26 protein-coding genes and 1 pseudogene are annotated in these 24,191 nt (G+C 67.0%); 23 read left to right on the plus strand and 4 right to left on the minus strand.

Going from position 1 to position 24,191, the window contains the following annotated elements; translation table 11 throughout:
* Positions 1-195 precede the first annotated feature (195 nt).
* The 8 genes from C3L37_RS03900 (at position 196) to C3L37_RS03935 (ending at position 4,480) form a co-directional block, all read left to right on the plus strand.
* Positions 196-561, plus strand: a complete 366-nt coding sequence (locus C3L37_RS03900; protein WP_129113298.1) for a HesB/IscA family protein — start codon at positions 196-198, stop codon at positions 559-561.
* 30 nt (positions 562-591) lie between these two features.
* The gene (locus C3L37_RS03905) at positions 592-834 is read left to right on the plus strand and encodes a DUF5816 domain-containing protein (protein WP_129113299.1); all 243 of its coding nucleotides are present in this window, start codon (positions 592-594) and stop codon (positions 832-834) included.
* A 65-nt stretch (positions 835-899) separates the two neighbouring features.
* A complete protein-coding gene (locus C3L37_RS03910) occupies positions 900-1,247 on the plus strand; it encodes a DUF7116 family protein (RefSeq protein WP_129113300.1) in 348 nt (115 codons plus the stop codon).
* Positions 1,248-1,334: 87 nt separating this feature from the next.
* On the plus strand, positions 1,335-2,288 hold the full coding sequence (locus C3L37_RS03915) for a metal-dependent hydrolase (protein ID WP_129113301.1): 954 nt from the start codon (positions 1,335-1,337) through the stop codon (positions 2,286-2,288).
* A gap of 50 nt (positions 2,289-2,338) precedes the next feature.
* Positions 2,339-2,980 carry a hypothetical protein gene (locus tag C3L37_RS03920; protein ID WP_129113302.1) on the plus strand — a complete coding sequence of 214 codons (642 nt, stop codon included), beginning with the start codon at positions 2,339-2,341 and terminating at the stop codon, positions 2,978-2,980.
* Positions 2,977-3,636 (plus strand): hypothetical protein, encoded by a 660-nt coding sequence (locus tag C3L37_RS03925; protein ID WP_129113303.1) that lies wholly within the window; start codon positions 2,977-2,979, stop codon positions 3,634-3,636. The genes C3L37_RS03920 and C3L37_RS03925 overlap by 4 nt, the downstream gene beginning before the upstream one ends.
* 94 nt (positions 3,637-3,730) lie before the next feature.
* Positions 3,731-3,931, plus strand: coding sequence for a dodecin (locus C3L37_RS03930; RefSeq protein ID WP_129113304.1), 201 nt, complete (start codon positions 3,731-3,733; stop codon positions 3,929-3,931).
* 144 nt (positions 3,932-4,075) lie between these two features.
* Complete coding sequence (locus C3L37_RS03935) at positions 4,076-4,480, plus strand: universal stress protein (RefSeq protein ID WP_129113305.1); 405 nt, start codon at positions 4,076-4,078, stop codon at positions 4,478-4,480.
* Between the two features lie 18 nt (positions 4,481-4,498).
* Here the strand turns inward: C3L37_RS03935 and C3L37_RS03940 are convergent, their stop codons facing one another.
* Positions 4,499-5,764 (minus strand): mechanosensitive ion channel domain-containing protein, encoded by a 1,266-nt coding sequence (locus C3L37_RS03940; protein ID WP_129113306.1) that lies wholly within the window; start codon positions 5,762-5,764, stop codon positions 4,499-4,501.
* A 173-nt stretch (positions 5,765-5,937) separates the two neighbouring features.
* Between C3L37_RS03940 and C3L37_RS03945 the strand changes: the two genes are divergently transcribed.
* Both C3L37_RS03945 and trmB read left to right on the plus strand, forming a co-directional pair.
* On the plus strand, positions 5,938-6,678 hold the full coding sequence (locus tag C3L37_RS03945; protein ID WP_129113307.1) for a proteasome assembly chaperone family protein: 741 nt from the start codon (positions 5,938-5,940) through the stop codon (positions 6,676-6,678).
* Between the two features lie 78 nt (positions 6,679-6,756).
* On the plus strand, positions 6,757-7,824 hold the full coding sequence (trmB, locus tag C3L37_RS03950) for an HTH-type sugar sensing transcriptional regulator TrmB (protein WP_129113308.1): 1,068 nt from the start codon (positions 6,757-6,759) through the stop codon (positions 7,822-7,824).
* 49 nt (positions 7,825-7,873) lie between these two features.
* Here trmB and C3L37_RS03955 read toward each other — a convergent pair whose 3' ends face one another.
* Positions 7,874-8,665 (minus strand): hypothetical protein, encoded by a 792-nt coding sequence (locus C3L37_RS03955; RefSeq protein WP_129113309.1) that lies wholly within the window; start codon positions 8,663-8,665, stop codon positions 7,874-7,876.
* 119 nt (positions 8,666-8,784) lie between these two features.
* On the opposite strand from C3L37_RS03955, the gene C3L37_RS03960 reads away from it, so the two are divergent.
* From C3L37_RS03960 to C3L37_RS04005, 10 genes and pseudogenes are all read left to right on the plus strand, one after another.
* Positions 8,785-9,762, plus strand: a complete 978-nt coding sequence (locus tag C3L37_RS03960; RefSeq protein ID WP_129113402.1) for an aldo/keto reductase — start codon at positions 8,785-8,787, stop codon at positions 9,760-9,762.
* 215 nt (positions 9,763-9,977) lie between these two features.
* Positions 9,978-11,435: an extracellular solute-binding protein gene (locus tag C3L37_RS03965; protein ID WP_129113310.1), complete on the plus strand. Its 1,458-nt coding sequence runs from the start codon at positions 9,978-9,980 to the stop codon at positions 11,433-11,435.
* A gap of 255 nt (positions 11,436-11,690) precedes the next feature.
* On the plus strand, positions 11,691-13,148 hold the full coding sequence (locus C3L37_RS03970) for an extracellular solute-binding protein (RefSeq protein ID WP_129113311.1): 1,458 nt from the start codon (positions 11,691-11,693) through the stop codon (positions 13,146-13,148).
* A 12-nt stretch (positions 13,149-13,160) separates the two neighbouring features.
* Entirely contained in the window at positions 13,161-14,144 is a 984-nt protein-coding gene (locus C3L37_RS03975) for a carbohydrate ABC transporter permease (protein ID WP_129113312.1), read from the plus strand.
* A 1-nt stretch (position 14,145) separates the two neighbouring features.
* Positions 14,146-15,078 carry a carbohydrate ABC transporter permease gene (locus tag C3L37_RS03980; RefSeq protein WP_129113313.1) on the plus strand — a complete coding sequence of 311 codons (933 nt, stop codon included), beginning with the start codon at positions 14,146-14,148 and terminating at the stop codon, positions 15,076-15,078.
* A gap of 6 nt (positions 15,079-15,084) precedes the next feature.
* The gene (locus C3L37_RS03985; protein WP_129113314.1) at positions 15,085-16,266 is read left to right on the plus strand and encodes an ABC transporter ATP-binding protein; all 1,182 of its coding nucleotides are present in this window, start codon (positions 15,085-15,087) and stop codon (positions 16,264-16,266) included.
* Between the two features lie 2 nt (positions 16,267-16,268).
* A complete protein-coding gene (locus tag C3L37_RS03990; RefSeq protein WP_129113315.1) occupies positions 16,269-16,472 on the plus strand; it encodes a hypothetical protein in 204 nt (67 codons plus the stop codon).
* A 16-nt stretch (positions 16,473-16,488) separates the two neighbouring features.
* Positions 16,489-17,619: pseudogene (locus C3L37_RS03995) on the plus strand (Gfo/Idh/MocA family protein); the annotation flags it as partial.
* 72 nt (positions 17,620-17,691) lie between these two features.
* Positions 17,692-18,660 (plus strand): sugar phosphate isomerase/epimerase family protein, encoded by a 969-nt coding sequence (locus C3L37_RS04000; protein WP_129113317.1) that lies wholly within the window; start codon positions 17,692-17,694, stop codon positions 18,658-18,660.
* A complete protein-coding gene (locus C3L37_RS04005; protein WP_129113318.1) occupies positions 18,657-19,781 on the plus strand; it encodes a Gfo/Idh/MocA family protein in 1,125 nt (374 codons plus the stop codon). Before C3L37_RS04000 ends, C3L37_RS04005 begins: the two co-directional genes overlap by 4 nt.
* A 58-nt stretch (positions 19,782-19,839) precedes the next feature.
* Here the strand turns inward: C3L37_RS04005 and C3L37_RS04010 are convergent, their stop codons facing one another.
* Entirely contained in the window at positions 19,840-20,688 is an 849-nt protein-coding gene (locus C3L37_RS04010; RefSeq protein ID WP_129113319.1) for a translation initiation factor eIF-2B, read from the minus strand.
* A 215-nt stretch (positions 20,689-20,903) separates the two neighbouring features.
* On the opposite strand from C3L37_RS04010, the gene moaA reads away from it, so the two are divergent.
* Both moaA and C3L37_RS04020 read left to right on the plus strand, forming a co-directional pair.
* On the plus strand, positions 20,904-21,899 hold the full coding sequence (moaA, locus tag C3L37_RS04015) for a GTP 3',8-cyclase MoaA (protein WP_129113320.1): 996 nt from the start codon (positions 20,904-20,906) through the stop codon (positions 21,897-21,899).
* 80 nt (positions 21,900-21,979) lie between these two features.
* Positions 21,980-22,375: a dehydratase gene (locus C3L37_RS04020; RefSeq protein ID WP_129113403.1), complete on the plus strand. Its 396-nt coding sequence runs from the start codon at positions 21,980-21,982 to the stop codon at positions 22,373-22,375.
* Between the two features lie 37 nt (positions 22,376-22,412).
* Here C3L37_RS04020 and mct read toward each other — a convergent pair whose 3' ends face one another.
* The gene (gene mct / locus C3L37_RS04025) at positions 22,413-23,585 is read right to left on the minus strand and encodes a succinyl-CoA:mesaconate CoA-transferase (protein WP_129113321.1); all 1,173 of its coding nucleotides are present in this window, start codon (positions 23,583-23,585) and stop codon (positions 22,413-22,415) included.
* A gap of 150 nt (positions 23,586-23,735) precedes the next feature.
* Here mct and glmS point away from each other — a divergent pair, with 150 nt between their 5' ends.
* Positions 23,736-24,191, plus strand: coding sequence for a methylaspartate mutase subunit S (glmS, locus tag C3L37_RS04030; protein ID WP_129113322.1), 456 nt, complete (start codon positions 23,736-23,738; stop codon positions 24,189-24,191).

Below are 24,191 nucleotides of genomic sequence, written 5' to 3' on the forward strand. Positions count from 1 at the left end.
CCCCCTTCTATGCAATGCATATTGAATTTCAGTATTTCTGTAATCTACTAATAGTAACATAAATATAGACTATGTATTCTCCGACAGCGACAAGATTAGAGGCATATATGACAGTTTTCGACTATTACTGTCCGTCGAGCCGCTCCGTCGGCGATCGGCGTCACAGTTAACACGCTCCGTGAGATACTACGGGCTATGAGCACGGGAACCGCCGAGAGCGAGTCGGGACCGCGGGTCGACGTGACCCGGGAGGCGGCCGAGCAGGCCCGCTCGCTTCTGGAGTCCGAAGGCATGGATCCGGAGATCGCTGGTCTCCGGCTGTTCGTCCAACAGGGCGGCTGCGCCGGCCTCTCGTACGGGATGCGCTTCGACACCGAACCGGAGGAGGACGACACGGTGACGGAACACCACGGACTGCGGGTGTTCGTCGACCCGGCGAGCATCAACTACATCGGCGGCAGTACGCTCGACTACGAGGGCGGGTTGCAGGCGGCGGGCTTTCACGTCGAGAACCCGAACGTCGTCAGCGAGTGCGGGTGCGGCGAAAGCTTCCGGACGTAGCTTATAGTGCGGGCGTTCGTACGCGCCGTCATGGAACTCGAACACGCCACCGCGGACGGCACGGCGGTGTACGTCGATCGAGCGACGGGCGAACGGGGATCGAAAGCGCCGTTTTTCGTCGTCTACGCGACCGACGCGGGCGAGACGCGATGGGGGTACCTCTGCGGCAACTGCGAGACGGTCGACAACGCGATGGACACGATGGGCCGCATCGAGTGCAACGTGTGCGGCAACATCAGAAAACCCGAGGAGTGGGACGCGGCGCACGAGTGACCGAACGGCCGGTTTTCGCCCGGCGTGCCAAAGTTTATCACGGAGGGTGTGGTAGAGAAACGTACATGGCCCCTGTTACCATGCCACCGGTCGAGGAGGCCAGGGACATCTTCAGACGCCTCGGGTACGCCGTCTCCGGCGAGGGGACGGAGCTTCGCGCGGAGCGAAAGTGGCGTACAGTCCGCGTCTCGGCGATGGACGGCGACGCCGCGGCCTCCGCGAAGCGCGTCCTCACCGACGGCGGCCGCGGGGACGATTCGCCGCTCCGCTGTTTCGTCACGTGGAAGGAGTATACGGGGGCGCTTTACGAGCGTCTGCGGGGGGCGAGTCCGTCCTACGAGTGGGCGATCATCGGCGTCGACGACGGCGGCGAGTACGAGGTCGTCATGCCCGACGACGGCGTCGCCGCCTGAACCGGGACGGCACGGTACCCCCGCGAACGCGGATTCTCATCGTTCTTCGCCGCGCGACTTATCTCGCTTCGTCCCGAACCGGCGGGTATGTTCGCCGGCCACGCCCTCCTGGCGTTCGCGCTCGTCGCGAGCGTCGCGGCCCGCTCCGGGCGGTCGCGGGAGCGCGCGCTCGCCCTCGGCGCCGTCGCGGCGGCGTACGCCGCGCTCCCCGACGTGGACATGAGCTACGCGCTCGTCGGCGTCGTCGGCGCGGCGGGGGGAGACGCCCTCGCGATCGCGTCGTCGTTCTGGGCCGCGGGAAATCTCGTCCACCGGGGGATCACCCACTCGCTCGTCGTCGCCCCGTTCGTCGCCCTCGCCGCGTTCCTCGTCGTTCGCGGGCGTCGGGGCGGGTCGACGGCCGATCGGGTCGCGGCCGCCGCGCTCGTCCTCTCCCTGATCGCGATCGCGGCCGCCGCGAGCGGACCGCTCGGCGGCGCGGTGATGGCGCTGTTCGGCGTCGGGGCCGTCGTCGTCGCCGAGGTCGTCGCCCGCCGGACCCACGTCCGACCGACGGCGGTCGCGGGCGCGGCGCTCTTCGGCCTCGCCTCCCACCCGTTCGGCGACTTGCTGACGGGCGAGCCGCCGGCGATGCTCTATCCCATCGACGCGGCGCTTTTCGTAGAGCGGGTGGCGCTCGCCTCGGATCCGACCGTCCACCTCCTCGGCGCGTTCGCCGTCGAACTCGCGACGATCTGGGCCGCGGTCGTCGTCTACTGCCGGCTCGCCGATCGGCCGATCCGCCCGGCGGTGAACCCCCGCGCGGCGCTCGGGTTGGGCTACGCGGCGTCGGTGCTCCTCATTCCGACGCCGACGCTCGACCTCTCGTACCCGTTCGTCTTCTCCGTGCTCGCCGTCGGCGCGATCGGCGTCGTCCCGCGCGTGCGACCGTTCCGGGGCCCGACGCTCGAAATCCCCGAGGCTCCCTCGGCGGCCCTCACCGGACTGGCCGCGGTGACGCTCGCCGGCCTCGCGTACGCGGCGGCGTACCTCGTCGCGTGAGGGCGGCCCGTGGCGAAACGCTTTGATGAGTCCGTTCCGTACGGCGACTCATGTCGAGTGACGGGTTGCGCGACGTGGTCGAGAGTCGACGGGTGAACGCCGGAATCGGGTGGGCGATCGTCGCGTTCCTCTGCGTCACGGCCGTCGTCGAAGTCCTCACCGACGATCCGGTCTGGGCCGGCTTCGTCCTCGTCGTCGCGGCGCTCGCGGTCGTTCCGGCGGTCGCCTACCGCGACCCGTCGGCGATGCTCCCGTGGGAGGTGCTCCTCCTCGCGTCGCTGCCGGTCATCGGCCGCGCGCTCATCGCGGGCCAGACGGTCGGCGGGTTCGCGCTCTCGGGGCGCGTCTCGACGTACTTCGCCGTCGCGGCCGTCGCGCTCATCGTCGCGGTCGAACTCGACGTGTTCACCCCCGTCCGCATGAACTACTCGTTCGCCGTGCTGTTCGTCGTCATCGCGACGATGGCCGCCGCGGGCGTGTGGGCCATCGTGCAGTGGTTCTCGGATCTGTACCTCGGGACGTCGTTCCTGCTCGACGGGCGGCCCGAGGAGGAGATCGAAACCGCGCTCATGCTCGATTTCGTCGCCGCGACCGCCTCCGGCGTCGGCGCGGGGGTCCTCTTCGAGTACTACTTCCGCCGCCGAACCGACTCGAGAAAGCGGCTGCCCGACGAACTGGGGGGCGAGGCGTGAGGGTGCGCGAGCGCCTCGGCGTCTCCGCGCGCCGACAGCGGCAGGCGACGCGGGCGATGCAGCTCTCGCTCGTCGGCCTCCTCTTCATCGGCTTCGATCGGGGGGACCTCGGGATCGTCGTCAACGCCGGTATCGCGCTGGCCATCACGTACCTCCCGGCCGTACTCGAACGCGACTACCAGATCCCGATGGACGCCGGGCTGACGCTGTGGATCACGACGGCCGTCTTCCTGCACGCGCTCGGCACCGTGGGCGCGCCCGGCTCCGAGGAGAACTTCTACGTCTCCGTCTGGTGGTGGGATCACCTCACGCACATGCTCTCCGCGAGCATCGTCGCCGCGGTCGGCTACACCACCGCCCGCGCGATCGACCTGCACACGGACGCGGTGCACCTCCCCGGGCGGTTCATGTTCGTGTTCATCCTCCTTTTCGTCCTCGCGTTCGGCGTCCTCTGGGAGGTCATCGAGTTCGTCGTCGGCGTCGCGGCCGCCTTCCTCGGCGGGGAGGCGGTGTTGACCCAGTACGGGCTGGCTGACACGATGCTCGATCTCGTCTTCGACGCAATCGGCGGGGTCGTCGTCGCCGCGTGGGGGGCCGCCCACTTGACCGACGTCGTCGGCGCGGTCGCCGCGCGGCTCGACGGCGCGCGTTCGTAGGCTCGGCGGCGAGCGAAGCGCGTCGGGGCAGCGTCGAACCGACGACACCCCGGCGAGTGGATTTTTACAACCGTGCGACGTACGAACGGCCGCGATGGTGTACAAGAAGATCACCCTCATCGGGCGGAGCGACGACAGTTTCGACGACGCCGTCGACGACGCGATCGACCGCGCGGAGCGGACGCTCGACAACGTCTACTGGGTCGAGGTCGACGAACTCGGCGTCGAGCTCAAGAGCGTGGAGAACCGGGAGTATCAGGCGGAGGTGACGGTCGCCTTCGAACTCGAAGAGTAGCCGCTCCGGCGGTCTCGCGTCGTCGAACGATTCGTTCGAACGGACCGTCGCGAGCAATCTACCGTCCTGATCGATCGACACTCCCGTCTTCCGGCCGACGAACGCATGGTAAAGTTGACACCGGAGAGGACGGACCATCGAACGATGACGCTCGTCGTGGTTCCCGTACGGTATCCGCTGTCGAATCACTCGAAAGCAACGCTCACGGAGGCCATACGCGTCGCGAAGGAACGGGGCGCGGAGCTGACGGTGTTCCACGTGGACCTGTACCAGAACAGCCACGGCGTCACGCGGACCGCGCTCAAACGGGCCGTCGAGGCCGAGTTCGGCCGCGTGCCGCGGGCGCGCTACGTCGTCCGACGCGGCTTTCTCGTCGAGGAGGCGATCCTCGAGGAGGCGGCGGCCGAGGAGGCCGACATCGTCGTCATCGGATCGAAGCAGGCCGGCCGGTGGCGGCGGATGCTCCGGAAGTTCCTCGACGACCCAGACGTCGAGTCGTTCCTCCGGGAGAAGCTCGACTGCACGGTGATAACGGTCCGGGCCGACTGACTCGCGCGGGCGGAGAAGTTACGCGCCGCCGCCGTCGTCGCCCGCCTCGCCGCCGTTCCGGCCGCCGACGTTCTCCGCCCCGTCGCCGTCGAACACCACGCGCTCCGCGGGCGCTTCCGGCCGTTCCACTTCCATCCGCACCCGCCCGCTCGTCTCGTCGAACACGAGGTGCTGGTGGGGGTACGCCATCTCCACGTCGGCGTCGGTCTCGTCGATCAGCTTCCAGATCTCCTCGTGTACCCTCGACTGCACCGTTCCGATCTTGTACGGAACGCGCGCCCAGTACCGCAGGTTCAACAGCACGCCGTTGTCGGCGTACGACTCGATGTAGCAGGTCGGCTTCGCGGGGTACCGGGCGTTTCCGATGCGGATCGCGGGACCGCCCTCTATCACCTCCGAGCAGTTTCCGGCGGCCCGCTCCATGATCCGCCGCGCGGCCTCGACGTCGCACTCGTACGTGACGAGCAGGGGGAGCGAGACGCGCGTCCGCTCGTCCTCGGCCGAGTGGTTGATCACGTCGCGCTCGCGGATCGACGAGTTCGGGAGGGTGAGGAGCGTGTTGTCGAGGGTGATGATCTTCGTGTACCGGAGCGTGATGTCCTCGACGAACCCCCGCCGGCCGTCGTCGAGTTCGATCATGTCGCCGATCTCGTACGGCTGGTCGGCGAGGACGAACAGGCCGCTCACGATGCTCCCGACGATCGGCGCGAGGATGATACCGACCACGGCGGAAAAGACCGTCACCGAGAGGACGATGTTGCTGAGCGAGACGCCGTAGATGCCCGCGGCGAAGGTGCACACGACCAGGAACGTCACGAGCCTGATCGAGCGGAGCACCGTCTGCGCGACGCTCTGTCGTTCGAAGCGCTTCGCGACGTGCCGGCCGAGCAGTCGGACGACGAGCTTCGAGAGGTAGACACCGAACGCGACGACGAGCAGCGCCGCGACGAGCTTCGCGCCCGGAATCTCCGGGAGGATCTGCGCGAACTCGTTGCCCGCCCCCTCGATGCCGTCCGGCGTCGGCGGCGTCGTCTCGTTCCCCGGAGGCGTCTCGTTCCCCGGCGTCGGAGTCGGGGTCGCGGCGTCCGGCGCAGCGGTCTCGTTGCCGGGCGGCGACCGGTCGCCCGGCGCGGGAGTCGCGTTCCCTCCGCCGGACGTGGCGGTCGCGTTCCCGTCGCCCGAGGAAGTCGTCCGATTGCCGGATTCGGTCGGCGTTCGGCCGTCCGGCGTCCCGGCTTGCAGGACCGACGAACGGACCGCGCCCCAAACGCTTCCCGAACCCATCGGACTACTCCTCACGCGCCCCGCGAAAAAGCGTTGTTCTTCGGTCGTCGGTCCGTCACGATCTGTCAGAACCGGACGACTGAAGCGCGGTCGACCGCGCCGGCAAACCGGGAGAGTGGCCGACGCGGAGCGGGTGGCAAAACGGCTAAGGAGTCGACGGGAGTAGTCCGCGCATGTTCTGGACGGGCCGACGCACCCCCGAATTCCACGTCTCGCACGAGGCGGTTCCGAGCGGGACGCTCCTCGCCGGCTTTTCGACGTTCGGACTGGCGGGACTGACCGCCGTCGACTACCTCGTCGATCACCTCGACCTCCGGGAGACGGGGCACATCACTGTCGACGAGTTGCCGTCGATCACGCCGTTCGAGGGCGGGAAACCCCGCCACCACACGCGGCTGTTCTCCCGCCCCGACCTCGACGTGACCGTGCTCGTCGGCGAGCTGTTCGTCCCCGCGTCCGTCGGCAAGCGGTTCAGCGACGCCGTCCTCGACTGGACGGAAGCGAACGGCGTCGAGGAGGTCGCGATACTCTCCGGCGTCCCGGTTCCCCACGGGCCGGAGGACCACAGGACGTACTACATCGCGACCGACGACTACCGCGAAAACCGCCTCGCCGACGCGGACGTTCCGCCGATGGGGAACGGCTTCCTCGACGGGACGAACGCGGCGCTCGTCGAGCGCGGCCTCTCGTCCCCGCTCGGCGTCTGCGTCTACGTCACCCCGGTCCACGCGCAGATCCCGGACGTGGACGCCGCGATCCGGCTGCTGGAGACCGTCGAATCGGTGTACGGGCTCGGCATCGACGCCGCACCTCTCGAAGATTTCGCGGCCGAAGTCGAGCAGTACTACGGCGAACTGGCCAACCGGATGGAAGCGCGCGAGACGGACGTGCCCGAGGATCGGATGTACATGTAACCCGTACAACCCGGTTTCGTAATCCGGTGCTACTCGGATTCCAGTAAACTCAAATGGTGTGGGATACGTGCATGAGCCATGGCAGACGACCTTCGGTTCACGATGGAGCGCGTCGGCGAGCGCTTCAATCTCGGCGAGTACGAGATCGACGCGTATCTCGCGGTGCTCGAACACGGCGAACTGACCGCGAGCGAGATCGCGGACAACACGGACATCCCGCAGCCGCGGGTGTACGACACCGTCCGGAGCCTCTCGGACCGCGGGCTGGTCGAACTGCGCGAGTCGCGGCCGATGAAGATCGTCGCGGTCGACCCCGAGGACGCCTTCGGCAACATCCAGTCGTCGCTGACGGAGCTCGTCGACGAGCTGGGGGCGCGTTACACGGCCCCCGCGCGCGACACCGAGGCCGTCTCGCTCGTGAAGTCGCGCTCGACCATCCTCCGGTACATCGAGGAGGTCATCGACAACGCCGAGTACGAACTCGTGTTGTCGCTCACGCCGGATCTCCTCCGGCGCTTCTACGACGACCTCGCGGCCGCCATCGACGGCGGCGTCAGCATCGACCTGCTCGTCACGCCGGCGAGTCGCGCGCCGGACCCTGCCGAGTTCGACTACCTCAGCGTGTGTACGATCGCCCGAGCCCGGCGCGGCATCACGACGCCGGTGCTCGCGGTCGCCGACGGGGAGTACTCCGTCTACGCGACGCAGGACGCGCTCCGCGACGACCAAGACCGCTACGGCGTCATCTTCAACCGCTCCGCGCTCGGTTTCCTCGTCTCCAGCTACTTCGCGACGGTGCTGTGGACGACCGCGGAGGTGCTGGCCGCCGACGGCAAGCACCGCCCGTTCCCGCGCCGATACGCCTCGATCCGCCGCGCCGTGAAGGACATCCGCGAACTCGGCGACGAGTTCTACGCGACGGTGAAGGGGCGCGACGTCGAAACCGGCAACTCGGTCGTCGTCGAGGGGAAGGTCGTGAGCGTCGCCTTCGAGGACACGGAGGAGGTCGCGGCGATGACGGTCGAGACGGACGAGGGCACCGTCGAGGTCGGCGGCCTCGTCGCGGCGCTCGAAGAAGTCGAGGCGCAGGAGATCCTGATCGGACGACACGCGCCGCCGGGTCAGATGTCGGTCGCCCACGATTGAAGTCGTGGGCTTCCCCCTTCCGGTTCCGCGAGACGACGGCGCGCCGTCGCTACTCGGCGGGGAACTCGTAGACGACGGCTTCGCAGCTCTCGCAGGCGAGCACGTCCCGTCCGGGGGTGTCGTAGATGCCCATGGTGCCGCCGCAACAGTCTCCGATCGCGGTTTCGACCACGTCGCCGCCGCAGGCCGGGCACGCCTCGACGAACAGCCGAAGCGGCGTCGCCGCGCGGGCGGCCGTCTCCGTCGGGAGGCCGCGCGCCGTCAGCGCGCTGACGGCCGCCGTCTCCGCGATCGCGACGGGTCGCGACAGCCACGCCGGCGCGCCCTCGTCGGCGTCGATGACGATCCATTCCCCTTCGGTGCGCCCGGCGACGCCGGTCGGCGACGCCTCGGCCGCCGCGTCGGCGAGCGCGCCGTCCGAGAGGGCGCGAAGCGACGCCGTCTCCGAGTCCCAGTCCCCCCGGAAGTCGTCGGACAGGAAGAGATCGCCCCCCTGCCCGTCGACGAAGACGCCGCGATCGACGAGCGTCGTGACGAGGCGTTCGGGGTCGAGTTCCCCCTCGGCGAGCGCGTCGGAGGTTCGGCGCTCGTCGCCGTGGCCGAAGTCGTACGGCAGGCGCGCCGCGATCGCCGGGGCGAACCGCGGGGTGTAGGGGACGACATACCCCCGCAGGGCGATGGCCGCGCCCCCCGCGACGAGCACGAAGAGCGCGGCCGGAAGCCGGACGAACGCGACGAGAAGCGCGACGACCGCGACGATCGCGGCGTTGACGACCGTGCACGGCCAGCAGCGGCGCTCGCCCGTGTACTCGGGGCGACGGATCGCGTCGAGGGGCGACATGGTGCGTCTCTCTTCCCCCCGACGGCTTGAGGGTTTCCTCTCGCCGCTTTCGCGGTTCTGCCGGGTGCCGTACGTTTTTGCGCCGTCCCGTCGACGTCGAACGCGTGAGCGATATCGACATGGAGTACACGAAGCTTGGTGCGACGGGCCTCGACGTGTCGCGGCTGTGTCTCGGCTGCATGAACTTCGGGTCGGGCGAGGAGTGGATGATGAACGACCGGGAGGCGAGCGTCGAGGTGATCCGGCGGGCGCTCGATCTGGGGATCAACTTCCTCGACACCGCGAACGTCTACTCGCGCGGCGAGAGCGAGGAGATCGTCGGCGAGGCCATCGAGGGGTACGACCGGAGCGAACTCGTCATCGCGACCAAGGTGTACGGCGAGATGCGCGACGGTCCGAACGGAGGTGGGTTGTCGCGGAAGCACGTTCTCGATCAGGTCGAGGGAAGTCTGGACCGCCTCGGCACCGACTACATCGACCTGTATCAGATCCACCGGTGGGACGAGTCGACGCCGATCGAGGAGACGCTCTCGGCGCTGTCGCACCTCGTCGACGCCGGGAAGGTACGGTACGTGGGCGCGAGCACGATGACCGCCTACCAGTTCACCAGAGCGCTGTACACGAGCGACATCGAGGGGTACGAGCGGTTCGTCTGCATGCAACCGGAGTACAACGCGGTCGACCGCCACGAGGAGGCGAACCTCCTGCCGGTCTGCGAGGGCGAGGACGTCGGCGTCATCCCGTGGTCGCCGCTCGCCGGCGGTTTCCTCACCGGCAAGTACGAACCCGACGGGGAGGTCGAGGAGGGGTTGCGCGCGGACACGGACGAGTACACGCGCGATCGGTTCACCGAGGGGAACTGGGAGGTGCTGGCCGAGATCCGCGAGATCGCGGCGGCGAAGGACGCGACGCCGGCGCAGGTGGCGCTGGCGTGGCTGCTGCACAAGCCCGTCGTGGACGCGCCGATCGTCGGCCCGCGCCGCCTCGATCACCTCGAAGAGAACGTCGCCGCGCTCGACCTCTCGCTGTCCCCCGAGGAGGTCGAACGCATCGAGGCGCCCAAAACGCCGCGCTGGCCCGCGCCGGCGAAGGACTGAGGACCGCGCCGTTCCCGTCCTCGCGTCGTTCCTGCCCCCACGTCGCTCCTGTCCACGCCAGCGTCCGAACGTTCCGACGCCGCGGAGTGACGGTGCGAGCTGACGAAAAGGGTGAAATTATTCATTCAGAACGTGACACAATTAAAGTGATACAACAGTGGTAGTGAATTTCTACCAAAAATATAAATAACGGGTGGGTCTACGAGGAGACTGTAATGGTCGATGGTGATTTAGGAAACGGAGAACGTCGGCGCGGCGTGTCGCGCCGTCGGTTCGTGCAGGCAACCGGCGCGGCGGGCATCGCAACGGGACTAGCGGGCTGTATCTACGGCGGCGGAGGCGGCGGCGGAGACGGGACGACCGTCGTGTGGGGCTTCGACCCGGTCGCGGTTCAGAACAGCGACGAGGAGATCAGACAGGCGCTGCACGACAACGGTCTATCCGACGACATCACCGTCAACCTCAACCCGGGGAGTCAGGACACGGGCGACCGTCAGAACAAGTACAATCAGCAGCTTCGGGCCCAGGAGACGACGCCGGACATGTTCCTCATGGACAGCGGCTGGACCATCCCGTTCATCGAGCGGGGTCAGCTCCTGAACCTCAGCGAAGAGCTGTCGGACGGGGACGTCCAGACGATCAAGAACGAGTACTTCGAGGCGAGCGTCAGCACGGCGCAGGACGGTAACGGGAACCTCTTCGGCGTTCCCGTGTTCCCCGACTTTCCGTCGGTCATCTACCGCAAGGATATGGTCGAGGAGGCGGGCTACGACCCGGAGGGCGACAACTGGGCGACCGAGCCGATGACCTGGCAGCGGTTCTCCGAGGTCATCGCCGACGTCCAAGAGCAGGCCGGGACGCGGTACGGGTTCACGACGCAGTTCGACATCTACGAGGGGACGGCGTGCTGTACGTTCAACGAGTTCATGACCTCGTGGGGCGGCGCGTACTTCGGCGGGGTCGACAACCTGTTCGGTCCGGTCGGCGACCGGCCGATCACCGTCGACGAACAGCCCGTCCTCGACGCCATCCGGATGATGCGGACGTTCATCTACGGCGAGGACGACGAGGAGGCGCTCGACGGATACACGGGCGGCATCGTCCCCGAGAACGTCCTCTCGTGGCAGGAGCAGGACTCGCAGGGTCCGATCATCAACGGCGACGCGATCGCGAACCGCAACTGGCCGGGTACGATCGTCGAGGTCGGCGCGGAAGTCGACCACGACAAGATCGGCGTGATGCCGATCCCGTACGCGGTCGAGGAGGGCGAGGCGCAGGCGCAAGGGACCGGCGGCACGGCCGCGGCGCTCGGCGGGTGGCACATGACCGTCAACCCCAACACCGAGAACAAAGACGCGGTGCTCGAAGTCATCAAGGCCGCGATGTCCGAGGACTTCCAGCTCACGCTCATGGAGATTCAGGGGTGGCTGCCGCCGAAGCCGAAGCTGTTCGAGTCGAACAAGGCGTCGGAGGTCGAAGGGATCGGCGACTACATGGAGACGCTGAAGGTCGCCGGCGAGAACGCGATCCCGCGACCGGTGACCGTCGTCTGGCCGGACCAGTCGTCCGCCATCGCAGAAGAGGTCAACGCCGCCGTCTCCCGGGACAAGTCGCCGCAGGACGCGATGAGTTCGCTCAAGAGCACGCTCGAATCGATAGAACAGTCCGGCTGAGCCGCTCCGACCCGCCCGCCCGCTCCCTCGCGGTTCGAGGGACGTGACACGTCTCCCATTTTGTCGGCTCGTTCTCGATCCAGATCGACGCCGAAATCCGATCACGGACGTCCCGAGACGCGTTTTTCACGCGTATTTATACGATTCTGAGCATACAATTTCAACCGAAATATTTGTGATAACTAATTCACTACAACAGTGGTAGTAATTTTTCCCGAAATTATAAATAATACGTAGACGAAGCAGAAGACTGTAATGGTTGACTGTGACTTACATGAGGACAAACGTCGGCGCGGAGTGTCACGCCGCAGCTTCGTGAAGGCCGCCGCTGCGACGGGGGCCGCCGGCAGTCTCGCGGGGTGTATTTACGGCGACGGCGGTGGCGGCGGCGGTTCGACCGTCGTGTGGGGCTTCGATCCCACCGCGACGCAGGACAACGGCGACGCGATCAAGCAGGCGCTGCACGACAACGGCCTGTCCGACGACATCTCCGTCGAACTCAACCCGGGGAGTCAGGACACGGGCGAGCGCCAGAACAAGTACAATCAGCTGCTCCGTGCCAAGGAGACGACGCCGGACATGTTCCTCATGGACAGCGGCTGGACCGTCCCGTTCATCCAGCGCGGCCAGCTCCTGAACCTCAGCGAGGAGATGCCGGGCGACGCCGTCCAGACGGTGAAAAACGAGTACTTCCAGGCGAGCGTCAGCACGGCGCAGGACGGTAACGGGAACCTCTTCGGCGTTCCCATGTTCCCCGACTTCCCGACGATCCAGTACCGCAAGGACCTGGTCGAGGAGGCGGGCTACGATCCGGAGGGCGAAAATTGGGCGACCGAGCCGATGACCTGGCAGCGGTTCGCCGAAGTGATGAAGGACACTCAGGAGCAGACGGGGACGCGGTACGGATTCACGACGCAGTTCGACATCTACGAGGGGACGGCGTGCTGTACGTTCAACGAGTTCATGACCTCGTGGGGCGGCGCGTACTTCGGCGGCCGAAAGAACCTGTTCGGTCCGGTCGGCGACCGGCCGATCACCGTCGACGAACAGCCCGTCCTCGACGCCATCCGGATGGTGCGGACGTTCATCAACGGCGAAAACGACAGCGAATCCCTCGACGGTTACGCCGGCGGGATCGCCCCGGAAAACATCCTCTCGTGGCAGGAGGAGGATTCGCTGGGTCCGATGCTGAACGGCGACGCGGTCGCGAACCGCAACTGGCCGTACGCGATCGTCGAGAACTCGGCCGACGACGTCCACGGCGACAACCTCGGCGTGATGCCGATCCCGTACGCGGTCGAAGAGGGCGAGGCGCAGGCGCAAGGGACGGGTGGCACGGCCGCGGCGCTCGGCGGGTGGCACATGACCGTCAACCCCAACACCGAGAACAAAGACGCCGTCTTCGAGGTCATGCAGGCCGCGATGACGGAGCAGTTCCAGCTCACGCTCATGGAGATTCAGGGGTGGCTGCCGCCGAAGCCGAAGCTGTTCGAGTCGAACAAGGCGTCGGAGGTCGAAGGGATCGGCGATCACATGGAAACGCTGAAGGTCGCGGGGCAGAACGCGATTCCACGGCCCGTGACCGTCGTCTGGTCGGACCAGTCGTCCGCCATCGCCGAGGAAGTCAACGCCGCGGCCGCCGGCGACAAGACGCCGCAAGACGCCATGAACGCGCTCAAAAGCCAACTCGAATCCATCGAGCAATCGGGATAACGGAGGAGAACAATGAGTACGGAACAAAAAGGAAGTGGACCGCTCCGCGAGAGCCAACGGTCCGGACCGTACGCGACGGCCGTCAGGTGGCTCGAGAATCTGAACGAAACGCAGTTCGCGTATCTGCTGTTGCTCCCGGTGTTTTTCATCCTGGGACTGATCGCGATCTGGCCGCTGCTGAGCACGTTCGAGATGTCGCTGCACGCGGACTCGCGCGCGACCGGCGGCCTCGGCGAGATCGTCGGGTTCCAGAACTACGTCGACCTGCTCACCGGCGCGAACTCGAACCTGCTGCGCAACCCGTTCCTCGACCTGAGCCAGCCGCTCGAGAGCGCGCTCATCGTCACGTTCGTCTTCGGGATCGTGACGGTGCTCGCAGAGACCCTCATCGGGTTCGGGCAGGCGCTCGTGCTCGATCAGGACTTCCGCGGCCGCCGGTGGATGCGCGTCGTCATCATCATCCCGTGGGCGATCCCGATCGCCATCCAGGGGATGATCTTCTACCTGCTCTTCGCCCCCGACATCGGCTTCGCGACGCCGCCGCTCCAGAACCTCGGGATCCTCTCCAGTCAACCCTTCATCAACACGACGGACTCGCTTCTCATCATCGTCGTCGCGGACATCTGGAAGACGTCCGCGTTCATGGCGCTTCTCATCCTCGCGGGCCTCCAGAGCGTCGACCGCAGCCTCTACGACGTCGCGAAGGTCGCCGGCGCGACGAAGTGGCAGCAGTTCAAACTGATCACTTTCCCGCTCGTGCTGCCGACGGTCATCGTCGCGATGCTGTTTCGGACCATCGACGCCCTGCGCGTCTACGGGCTCATCGAGACGGTCGCGGGCTGTGAGGTCGTGCCGTCGCTGTCGTGTCTCGTCGTCACGACGTACTTCGACTCGAACCTCATCGCCACCGCGTCGACCGTCGCGTTCGTCACGGCGGGCATCATCGCGGTCGTCGTCTCGATATACATCGTGAAATACGCACAGGAGGGCGTCTGACATGGCAACGAAAACCGAAGACACGAGTCAGGGACCGATGACGCGCTGGGTCAACGGCGCAATAAGCAACCCCGAGAAGGTGTACCGCGGGTTGTTCTACGTGGCGCTCATCTTCTTCGGCGTCACGACGCTGTTCCCGCTGTACTGGCTGCTCGTCATCGCGCTCACGCCGCAGAACCTGATCTACCAGATGCCGTTCTGGCCGCGCGGCTTCAACCCGGAGTCGTTCATTCAGGTGTTCCAGCAGGTGCCGTTTCACTTCTACATGTTCAACAGCTTCGTGCTCGCGACGGTCACGACGATCATCGTGCTGCTCATCGCGAGCCTCGCGGGGTACGTCTTCGGCCGCCTGACGTTCCCGGGTCGGGGGCCGCTGATGCTGATCGTGCTCGCGATCTCGTACTTCCCGCCGGCGGCCTTTTTCCTGCCGCTGTACCAGCTTTTCGCCGGACAGGAACTCCTGAGCGTCGGGGGCTTCGCCTTCGAGTTCCCGCGGCTCCTCAACACCCCCTCGGCGTTGATCCTCCCGTTCAGCGCCCTGTTCTTGCCGCTCGCGATATTCATCCTCACGACGTTCTACGCGCAGATTCCCGACGGGCTGGAGGACGCCGCCCGCGTCGAAGGGACGACCCGGCTCGGCGCGCTGTTCCGCGTGATCGTCCCGCTGTCCGCGCCCGGCGTCGCGACCGCGGCCGTGCTCACCTTCATCGGCGTCTACAACGAGTTCTTCTTCTCGTACCTGATGGTCGACGGCGAGTACCAGAGCTGGGCGCCGATGTTGTGGGGACTGATAAAGTACCAGACGCAGTACCGTACGCTGTACAATCTCATGGCAGCCGCGAGTATTATCGGTGTGCTCCCCGTTGCCATACTTGTGATCGTCGCGCAGGAGAAGATCGTAAGCGGCCTCACCGCGGGAGCCCTCAAGGAGTGATACACAATGGGTGACGTTAAACTCGAACACGTAACGAAGCGATACGACGACGTAACGGCTGTCGACGACATGAACATGACCGTCCGGGACGGCGAGTTCGTCTGTCTCGTCGGCCCCTCGGGCTGCGGCAAGTCGACGACCATGGAGATGGTCGCCGGCCTCACGAAGCCCACCGAGGGCGAGGTGTACATCGCCGGGACCGACGTGACGAACTACCCCCCGAAGGATCGGGGCGTCGCGATGGTGTTCCAGAACATCGCGCTGTTCCCCCACATGGACGTCTACGACAACATCAGCTTCGGGCTTCGCCTCCGCGACTACGACAAGGACGAGATCGACCGCCGCGTCGAGCGCGCGGCCGACATCGTCCAGTTGGAGGGGATGCTCGACCGGATGCCCGACGAGATGTCCGGCGGCCAGCGCCAGCGCGTCGCCATCGCGCGCGCGATCGTCCGCAACCCCGAGGTGTTCCTGATGGACGAGCCGCTTGCGAACCTCGACGCCAAGCTCCGCGTCCACATGCGCACCGAACTCCAGCGCCTCCACAAGGAGCTGGAAACGACGATCATCTACGTGACGCACGACCAGGCCGAGGCGATGACCATGTCCGACCGGATCGCGGTGATCGACAGCGGTCAGCTCCAGCAGATCGATCCGCCGCTCACCTGCTACAACGAACCGTCGAACCTGTTCGTCGCGGGCTTTATCGGCTCGCCCTCGATGAACTTCGTCGACGGGACGATCACCGACGAGGGCTTCGAGTCGGAGAACTTCGCCGTCGAGTTCGACCCGGATGAGTTCGGCGTCGAGGTCGGGATCGACGCGACGCTGGGCATCCGCCCCGAGGACGTCCACCTCGCCGAGTATCGCGAGTCGGTCACCGACCCGTCGGCGACGATCGACACCATCACCGACGTGCTGGAGCCGATGGGCGACGAGATCTTCGTGTACCTCCTGCTGTCGGAGGACGCGGAGATCGGCATGGAGGCCGAGGAGACGTCCGATCAGCTGCTCATGAGCGTCGACCCCGACAGCACGATCTCGGAGGACGAGCGCGTCGACGTGGTGCTGGACAGGAGCAGGGTCCACCTGTTCGACACGGCCTCCGGCGAGGCGATCCAACACGGGCTGGTTAAGCCCGTGCAAGCCGAAGGTGTTACGGAGACGGAGGCCGAAAGCGACGACTGAGAATGGTTACCGAACTCGGATGGGCGTACCTGGGCGGCATGACCGTTCTGTTTTTCTTCTGGGTGTACGGCATCGTGTCGTTCGCGCTGGACGTGAAGAACCTCTACATCCCGAAAGGCAGACAGTTCCTCCGAGGGCGTCGGCGCATCAAAGAGGAGAAAGAAAAGGAACAGGAACGCGAGGACCGAGAACGGCAGCTATACTGAGGCATCGCGTAACGAGACACTTAACAACTGGAGTAGTGAAACGCGAACGACTATGAATTCGGGCGAACCAGTCAGGGTCGGCATCGTCGGCCTTGGAAACATCGGGCACTATCACGCGGACCGCCTCCTGGAGTTGCGGGCGGATCTCGTGGGAGGAATGGACATCAAAGCGGACGCGCGGCGTCGATTCGCGGAGAAGTACGGCGTCGAGACGTTCGAGGACGCGTCGAAGCTGTTCGCCGAGGCGGACGCGGTCGTCATCACGACGCCGAACCGCTTTCACGAGGAGTACGCGATCGCGGCGCTGGAGGCGGGGCTGGACGTCCTCCTCGAAAAGCCGCTCGCGCACTCGATCGAGAGCGCAAAGCGCATCGCGGCCGCCGCGCGCGCGGCCGACGGCTTCTGCATGGTCGGCTTCAACAACCGCTTTGCGAACCCGGTCGAGGTGCTGAAGCACTACCAGCGCTCCGGCCGCTTCGGCGAGCTACAGCACGTCGAGGCGAACTACATCCGCCGCCGCGGCATCCCCGGGCGCGGTTCGTGGTTCACGAGCAAGGAGGTCTCCGGCGGCGGGGCGCTGATCGACATCGGCGTCCACGCGATCGACCTCGCGCTGTACTTTCTCGACTTCCCGGAGATCGTCGAAGTGTCGGGCGTCACCCGCTCGCAGTTCGGCAACCGAGAGGACTACGCGTACGTCGAGATGTGGGGCGACGACACCGGCGCAGAGGGGTTCGACGTGGAGGACTCCGCGAGCGCGTTCATCCGGTGTGCGGACGGCAAGTCGGTCTCGCTCGAAGTCGCGTGGGCGACGAACAGCCCGACGAACGACGAGTTCATCATCCGCGGGACGGACGCCGGAGCGCGCTTCGACCGCGCGGAGCACGCGCTCACGATCTTCGAGTCGAACAAGGGCGGCACGGACCACCTGAGCGACACGAACATCGAGACGCAGCCGAACGACACCCACAAGTCCGAACAGGAGCTCTTCATCGCCGCCGTCGCCGCGGGCAAGCACCCGGGCCGAAACACCGTGGATCAGGCGCTGTCGGTCCAGCGCGTCATCGACGCGATCTACCGCTCCTCCGAGGAGGGAAGGGCGATCGCCCTCGACCTCGAACAGAGGCCGACGCTCGAACAGGGCTGAGCGGCCGACCGCGTCCCCCGAAACGCCCGAGAGATCCTGAAGTTTTATTCGGAGAGTTGTTGTAGCCCCCGCATGGACGTCGGAGTACTCACCGTCCCCCTCGGGGACCAATCGCTCGAAGACGCGCTCGACTACCTCTCGGGGCTCGGCGTCGGCGCGGTCGAACTCGGCTGCGGCGGCTTCCCGGGCGAAGATCACGTCGACCGTGAACGCCATCTGAACGACGAGGGAGCGCAGGCGGAGCTGCGCGACCTGCTCGACGAGTACGGAATCTACGCGAGCGCCCTCGCGACGCACAACAACCCGCTGCACCCGGACGACGAGCGGGCGTCGCGGGCCGACGGCGAGCTTCGGGAGGCGATCGAACTCGCCGCCCAGCTCGACGTGGACGCCGTCACCTGTTTCTCCGGCCTGCCGGCGGGCGGCCCGGACGACGAGGTGCCGAACTGGATCACCGCGCCGTGGCCGACCGAGCACGCCGACGCCCACGAGTACCAGTGGGAGGTCGCCACGGAGTACTGGCGGGACCTCGCGGATCACGCCGACGACCACGGCGTCGACGTGGCGATCGAGATGCACCCGAACATGCTCGTCTACGAGCCGTCGGGGATGCTGCGACTGCGGGAGGCGACGAACGAGCGCATCGGCGCGAACTTCGACCCCTCGCACCTCTACTGGCAGGGTATCGACGTGCCGGAGGCGATCCGCTTCCTCGGCGAGCGCGACGCCATCCACCACTTCCACGCGAAGGACACCAAGGTGTACGGCGCGAACTCGCGGCTCAAGGGCGTACTCGACACCACCTCGTACACGGAGGAGATCGACCGCTCGTGGCTGTTCCGCTCCGTCGGCTACGGCCACGGCGAGGAGCACTGGAAGGACGTCGTCAGCGCCCTCCGGATGGTGGGCTACGACGGTGCGCTCAGCATCGAACACGAGGACTCGCTGACCTCCTCCCGCGAGGGACTGGAGAAGGCGATCGAGGTCCTGCAGCGCTCCGTGTTCGAGACGACCCCCGGGGAGGCGTACTGGGCCGAATGAGCGCCACGGATCCCCTCGCCGTCGGCGTCCTCGGGTACCGATTCATGGGTAAGGCCCACTCGAACGCGCTGGCCCGCCTGCCGATGTTCTTCCCGGACGCGCCCGCCGTCGAGCGGCACACCCTGATCGGCCGGCAGGAGGAGCCGCTTCGCGAGGCGGCCGACCGGTTCGGCTTCGAGCGCGTCGCGACCGACTGGGAGGACGTGGTCGACGAGGTGGACGCGTTCTACAACCTCGGGCCGAACTTCGTCCACGCCGAACCGTCCATCGCGGCGCTCGAAGCGGGGACGCACGTCTTCTGCGAGAAGCCGCTCGCGCCCACGCTGGAAGAGGCGGAAGCGATGCGCGACGCCGCGGCCGAGAGCGACGCGCTCGCGGGCTGTGCGTTCAACTACCGCTTCGTCCCGGCGATCCGGTACGCGAAGCGGCTCGTCGACGACGGCGACCTTGGCGAGATCCGGCACGTCCGCGGGCGGTACTTACAGGATTGGCTCGTCGATCCCGGCGCGCCGTGGAGCTGGCGGAACGACGAGGAACTCGCCGGAAGCGGCGCGCTCGGCGACCTCGGCGCGCACACGATCGACCTCGCGCGCTTTCTCGTCGGCGAACGGACGGGCGAAATCCGGGAGGTGAGCGGCCACCTCGAGACGTTCGTCGACGAGCGGCCCGTCGAAGGGGAGGACGACAGCCGTCCGGTCACGGTCGACGACGCCTACGCCGCGCTGGTCGAGTTCGAAAGCGGCGCGATGGGGAACTTCGAGGCGTCCCGGTTCGCCGACGGGCACAAGAACGACCACACGATCGAGATCAACGGCAGCGACGGGAGCCTGAAGTTCTCGCTCGAACGGCTGAACGAACTCGAGTACAAGGGTCCGGATCAGCGCGGCTACGAGACGATCCTCGTCACCGACGAGTCGGACCCGTACGTCGACCACTGGTGGCCCCCGGGGCACGTCCTCGGCTGGGAGCACACGTTCGTCCACGAGAACTACGAGTTCCTGTCGAGCATCGCGGCCGGTTCGGACTTCGCCCCCTCGTTCGAGGACGGCTACCGGGTCCAGCGCGTGCTCGACGCCGTCGAACGGAGCGACGAGCGCGGCGAGCGGGTCAGTCTCGCGTAGGAGAGCGGCCGCTTCCCCCTTCGTCCGATCGCGCCATCTGCGCGACGAGCGCGCGGGGTCAGTACTCGTGGACGCCCTCGTCCGTGATCACCTCGTCGATGAGGTCGACGGGCGTCGCGTCGTAGGCGGGGTTTTCGATCTCGATTCCCTCCGTCGGTTCGAGCAGCACCTCGCTCGGCGGGCGGTACTCGTTTTCGAAGGCGAAGCCGTCCTCGATCACCTTCGCGCCGGAGCCGACGACGGAGACGGGGACGCCGACCCGCGCGGCGGTGGCGGCGAGCGGGAACGTCCCGACGCGGTTGTAGAGGGTGTCGTCGACGATGCAGTCCATGCCGAGGATGACGCGGTCGCACTCTTCGAGGAAGAGACCGGACGCGCCGTCGACCAGCAGGTGCGCGTCGACGCGGTCGACGGCGGAGAGGGTGCGGGCGGTCTTGCGACCCAGATATCGGGGGCGGGCTTCGGTCACGTAGGCGGTCAGGTTCGCCCCGCCGCTCGCCGCCGTCTCGATCCCTTCGAGCACCGTCGAGGAGTAGTCGTGCGTGAGGAACGTCTCGCCGTCGGCGAACGTTTCGGCCGCGTTCTCGGCCGCCTTTCGCTTCGCCGTGTCGACGTCGGCGACGACGCGCTGGATGGTCGATCGGGTCACCTTCTTCGCCGACTCGACGGTGTCGGCCCGGCCGACGACGCTCCGGATCACCTCCCGCATCGCGTTGTACAGCGAGGCGTGCGAGGGGTTCGCCCGACGAAGCGCCCCCGCGTTGTGTTCGAGGTCGCGTTCGAACTCCTCGACCGTGGCGTACTCCCGGTCGAGCAGGTCCTCCAGCGACCTGGTGGCTTTCACCGCGACAACCGAGGAGCTGTGGGTCTGCATCTCCCGGATCTCCTCGATGGTCTCGTCGATCATACCGTAGCGGTCTGCCGGGCGAAGCAAAGAGTTTCCGGGAGGCGCGGGTGTCGTCGTTCCGGCGGGCGGCGAAACCGCCGCGGATCTCCGCGCGTTCTCGCGGCGCTTCGTCCCCCCGAACCGTAACGCACGCGCCAGCACGTAACCGATTTCAGTTACCAAACCGCCGATTTCGCCCGCTGATTTAAGCGCGTTCGCACGAACGTTCGGGTAGAATGCTGACGGACGACTTCGGCCGTGAGGTCACCGGGGTTCGCATCTCTCTCACCGACCGGTGCAACTTCGACTGCGTCTACTGTCACAACGAGGGGCTCGGCGACACGCGCGGGCCAATGGACGCGCAGGACGACGAGATGAGCGCGGACGACGTGGTGCGCTTTCTCGAAGTCGCCGAGGAGTTCGGGATTCGGAAGGTGAAGTTCACCGGCGGCGAGCCGATGCTCCGGGAGGATCTGGAGGAGATCGTCCGTCGGACGCCGGACTCGATGGAGGCGTCGCTGACGACGAACGGGACGTTCCTGCCCGGCCGCGCCGAGGGGTTGAAGGACGCCGGCCTCGCGCGGGTGAACGTCTCGCAGGACGCGCTCGATCCGGAGGCGTTCGCGGAGATCACGAAATCCGGCGCGTACGACCGCGTGCTGGAGGGGGTGAAGGCCGCGCTGGACGCCGGTCTGGACCCGGTGAAGCTCAACATGGTCGTGTTCGAGCACACGGCGGGGTACGTCGAAGGGATGGTCGAACACGTCGCCGAGAACGACGGGCTCCAGCTCCAGCTCATCGAGTACATGCCCGAACTCACCGGCAAGCCCGAGTGGAACATCGACATCGAACGGGTCCACGGGTGGCTCGCGGACATCGCGGATCGAGTCGAGACGCGCGAGATGCACGGCCGCAGGCGGTACTGGATCGGCGGCGACGCGAGCGGAACCGCGTCGGGTTCGTCCGACGGGGGGATGGTCGAGATCGTCGACCCGGTCGGCAACGAGCGCTTCTGCGCGAACTGTCACCGCGTCCGCGTGACCCACGAGGGCTACCTCAAGGGGTGTCTCAACCGCAACGACGACCTCCGGCCGATGGGCGAGATGACGAAGGAGGAGATCCGCGAGGCGTTCCGCGAGGTCGTGTCGAACCGGGTGCCCTACTACGGCGAGTACCTCGTCCGCGACGACCGCGGCGAGTGGACGATCAACGAGAAGTACATCGGCGTGTGAGCCGTCCCGCCGACGTTCGAGTCCGAACGTCCCGTCCCGCCGAACGATACTTCCCGCGCCCGCCCGAGCGAACGCACGTCATGGCGACGACCGACATCCCGCGCGAGGGCGAGGTGCTGACCCACGCCCGGACGTTCACGGCCGAGGAGGTCCGCGCGTTCGCCGACCTCTCGGACGATCGGGGCGAGCACCACGTCGAATCGGACGACGACGGCCGGCTGGTGGTTCACGGCCTGCTGACAGCGACCCTGCCGACGAAGATCGGCGGCGACCTGGACGTGCTCGCGCGCTCGATGACGTTCGAGTTCCGCCGCCCCGTCTACACGGGCGAGCGGATCGCCTGCGAGGTGACGATAGAGCGCGTCGATGAGTCGGCGTCGGCGGATCGCGTCGACCTCGACGCGTCCGTGGTCTGTCGAAACGAGGCGGGCGATCGGGTGCTGACCGGGACGTTCGACGGCGTGATCTTTCGGTAGCTCGATCGTCGTTCGCCGGCCCGACCCTCGACCGCCCTCAGTCGTCCGCCGCCCGACCCTCGGCTCGCTCGCCGAGCAGCTCCTCCCGGTGCTCGTCGAGGAGCGGCGCGCGTCCCTCCGGACCCGTCGGCGTCGCGGTCATCTTGATCGGCTGGCCGGCGATCGTCACCGGCCGGTCGGCTCCCGGCTGTTCGACCTCGACGAGCATGTCCCGCGCTCGAACGTGCGGGTCCTCGAACACGTCGGCCGTGTCCTGGACGCGCTCGCAGGGGACGGAGCCGACGAGCGCGTCGGTCACCGCCTCGCAGGAGCGTTCCCGCGTCCACGCCGCGATCTCCTCGCGGAGCGCGTCGCGGTTCCGGAGGCGGGCCGACGCGTCGGAGAAGTCTGCTGCGAGGTCCGGCCGATCCATGGCCTCGCAGAGCGCCCGCCAGTGGTTGTCGCCGAAAGCGGCGATCACGACGTGCCCGTCGGCGGCCTCGAACGCGTCGTAGGGGAACAGCGTCGGGTGCGAATTCCCTTGGCGGGTCGGCGGCTCGCCGGCGTAGGAGTGCTGGTAGACGGCCCGCTCGCAGAGGCTGACGATGCTGTCGTACATCGCGGTGTCGACGAACTGCCCCTCGCCCGTCCGCTCGCGGTGGTGGACCGCCGCGAGGACGCCGACCGCGTTGAGCGCGGCGGTGAAGAGGTCGCCGATGCCGGGGCCGACCTTGGTCGGCGGGCCGCCCTCGTGGCCCGTGATCTCCATCACGCCGCCGAGCGCCTGCGCGATGAGGTCGAACGAGGGTTGGCCCTGTCGGTCGGTCGCGCCCGTTCGCGGGTCGCCGAACCCGCGGATGGCGGCGTAGACGAGGCCGGGATTGCGCTCGCGGAGCGTCTCGTAGCCGAGGTCGAACCGCTCCATCGTCCCGGCGCGGTAGTTCTCGACGACCACGTCCGCCGTCTCGACGAGCGACAGGAAGTCCGCGCGGCCCGACTCGCTCCCGAGGTCGAGTTCGAGGCTCCGCTTGCCGCGGTTGACGCTCTGGAAGTAGCCGCCGTACGGCTCGTCGGTCGAGTCGACGAACGGCGGGTTCGGCCTGATCAGGTCGCCGCCGGGACGCTCGACCTTCACCACGTCCGCGCCGAGGTCGGCGAGGAGCATCGTGCAGTACGGGCCGGCGAGCACCTGTGTCACATCGAGCACGCGGAGGTCTGTCAGTGCGCCCATGGGGTGGCCGTGGACGATGCGGACCAAAAATCTTCCCTATTGATCATGAAGAATGCGTGTAAGTGGCACACCGGGTGACAAAGGTGTATTAGGAGTATTATCATGAAAAATCGTTAGGTTTATGGCTAACATCACGGTTGATCATGTTGAATGCCGCGAACAGTCATCCTCGGCGTCATCGGTTCCGACGCGCACGTCGTCGGAATCACGATTCTGGAACAGGCGTTCGACGCGGCGGGGTTCGACGTGGTGAACCTCGGCGTGCAGACCTCCCAGGAGGAGTTCGTAGAGGCGGCGCTCGCACACGACGCGGAGGCGGTCCTCGTCTCCTCGCTGTACGGACACGCCGCGCAGGACTGCCGTGGCTTTCACGAGAAGCTCGCGGCGGCCGACCTCGGCGACCTGACGACGTACATCGGGGGCAACCTCGCGGTCGGGCAGGACGACCTCGAGGAGACCCGCGAGCGGTTCGCGGCCATGGGCTTCACGCGGGTGTTCGACTCGGAGACGGAGCCCGAGGAGGCCATCGAGGCGCTCCGGGTCGACCTCGACGTCCGGCCCGGGGAACTCGAACGCGACCGCGAGCCGATCAGGGCTCGAACGTGA

Source organism: Halegenticoccus tardaugens, from assembly GCF_004116405.1.
GTDB lineage: Archaea > Halobacteriota > Halobacteria > Halobacteriales > Haloferacaceae > Halegenticoccus > Halegenticoccus tardaugens.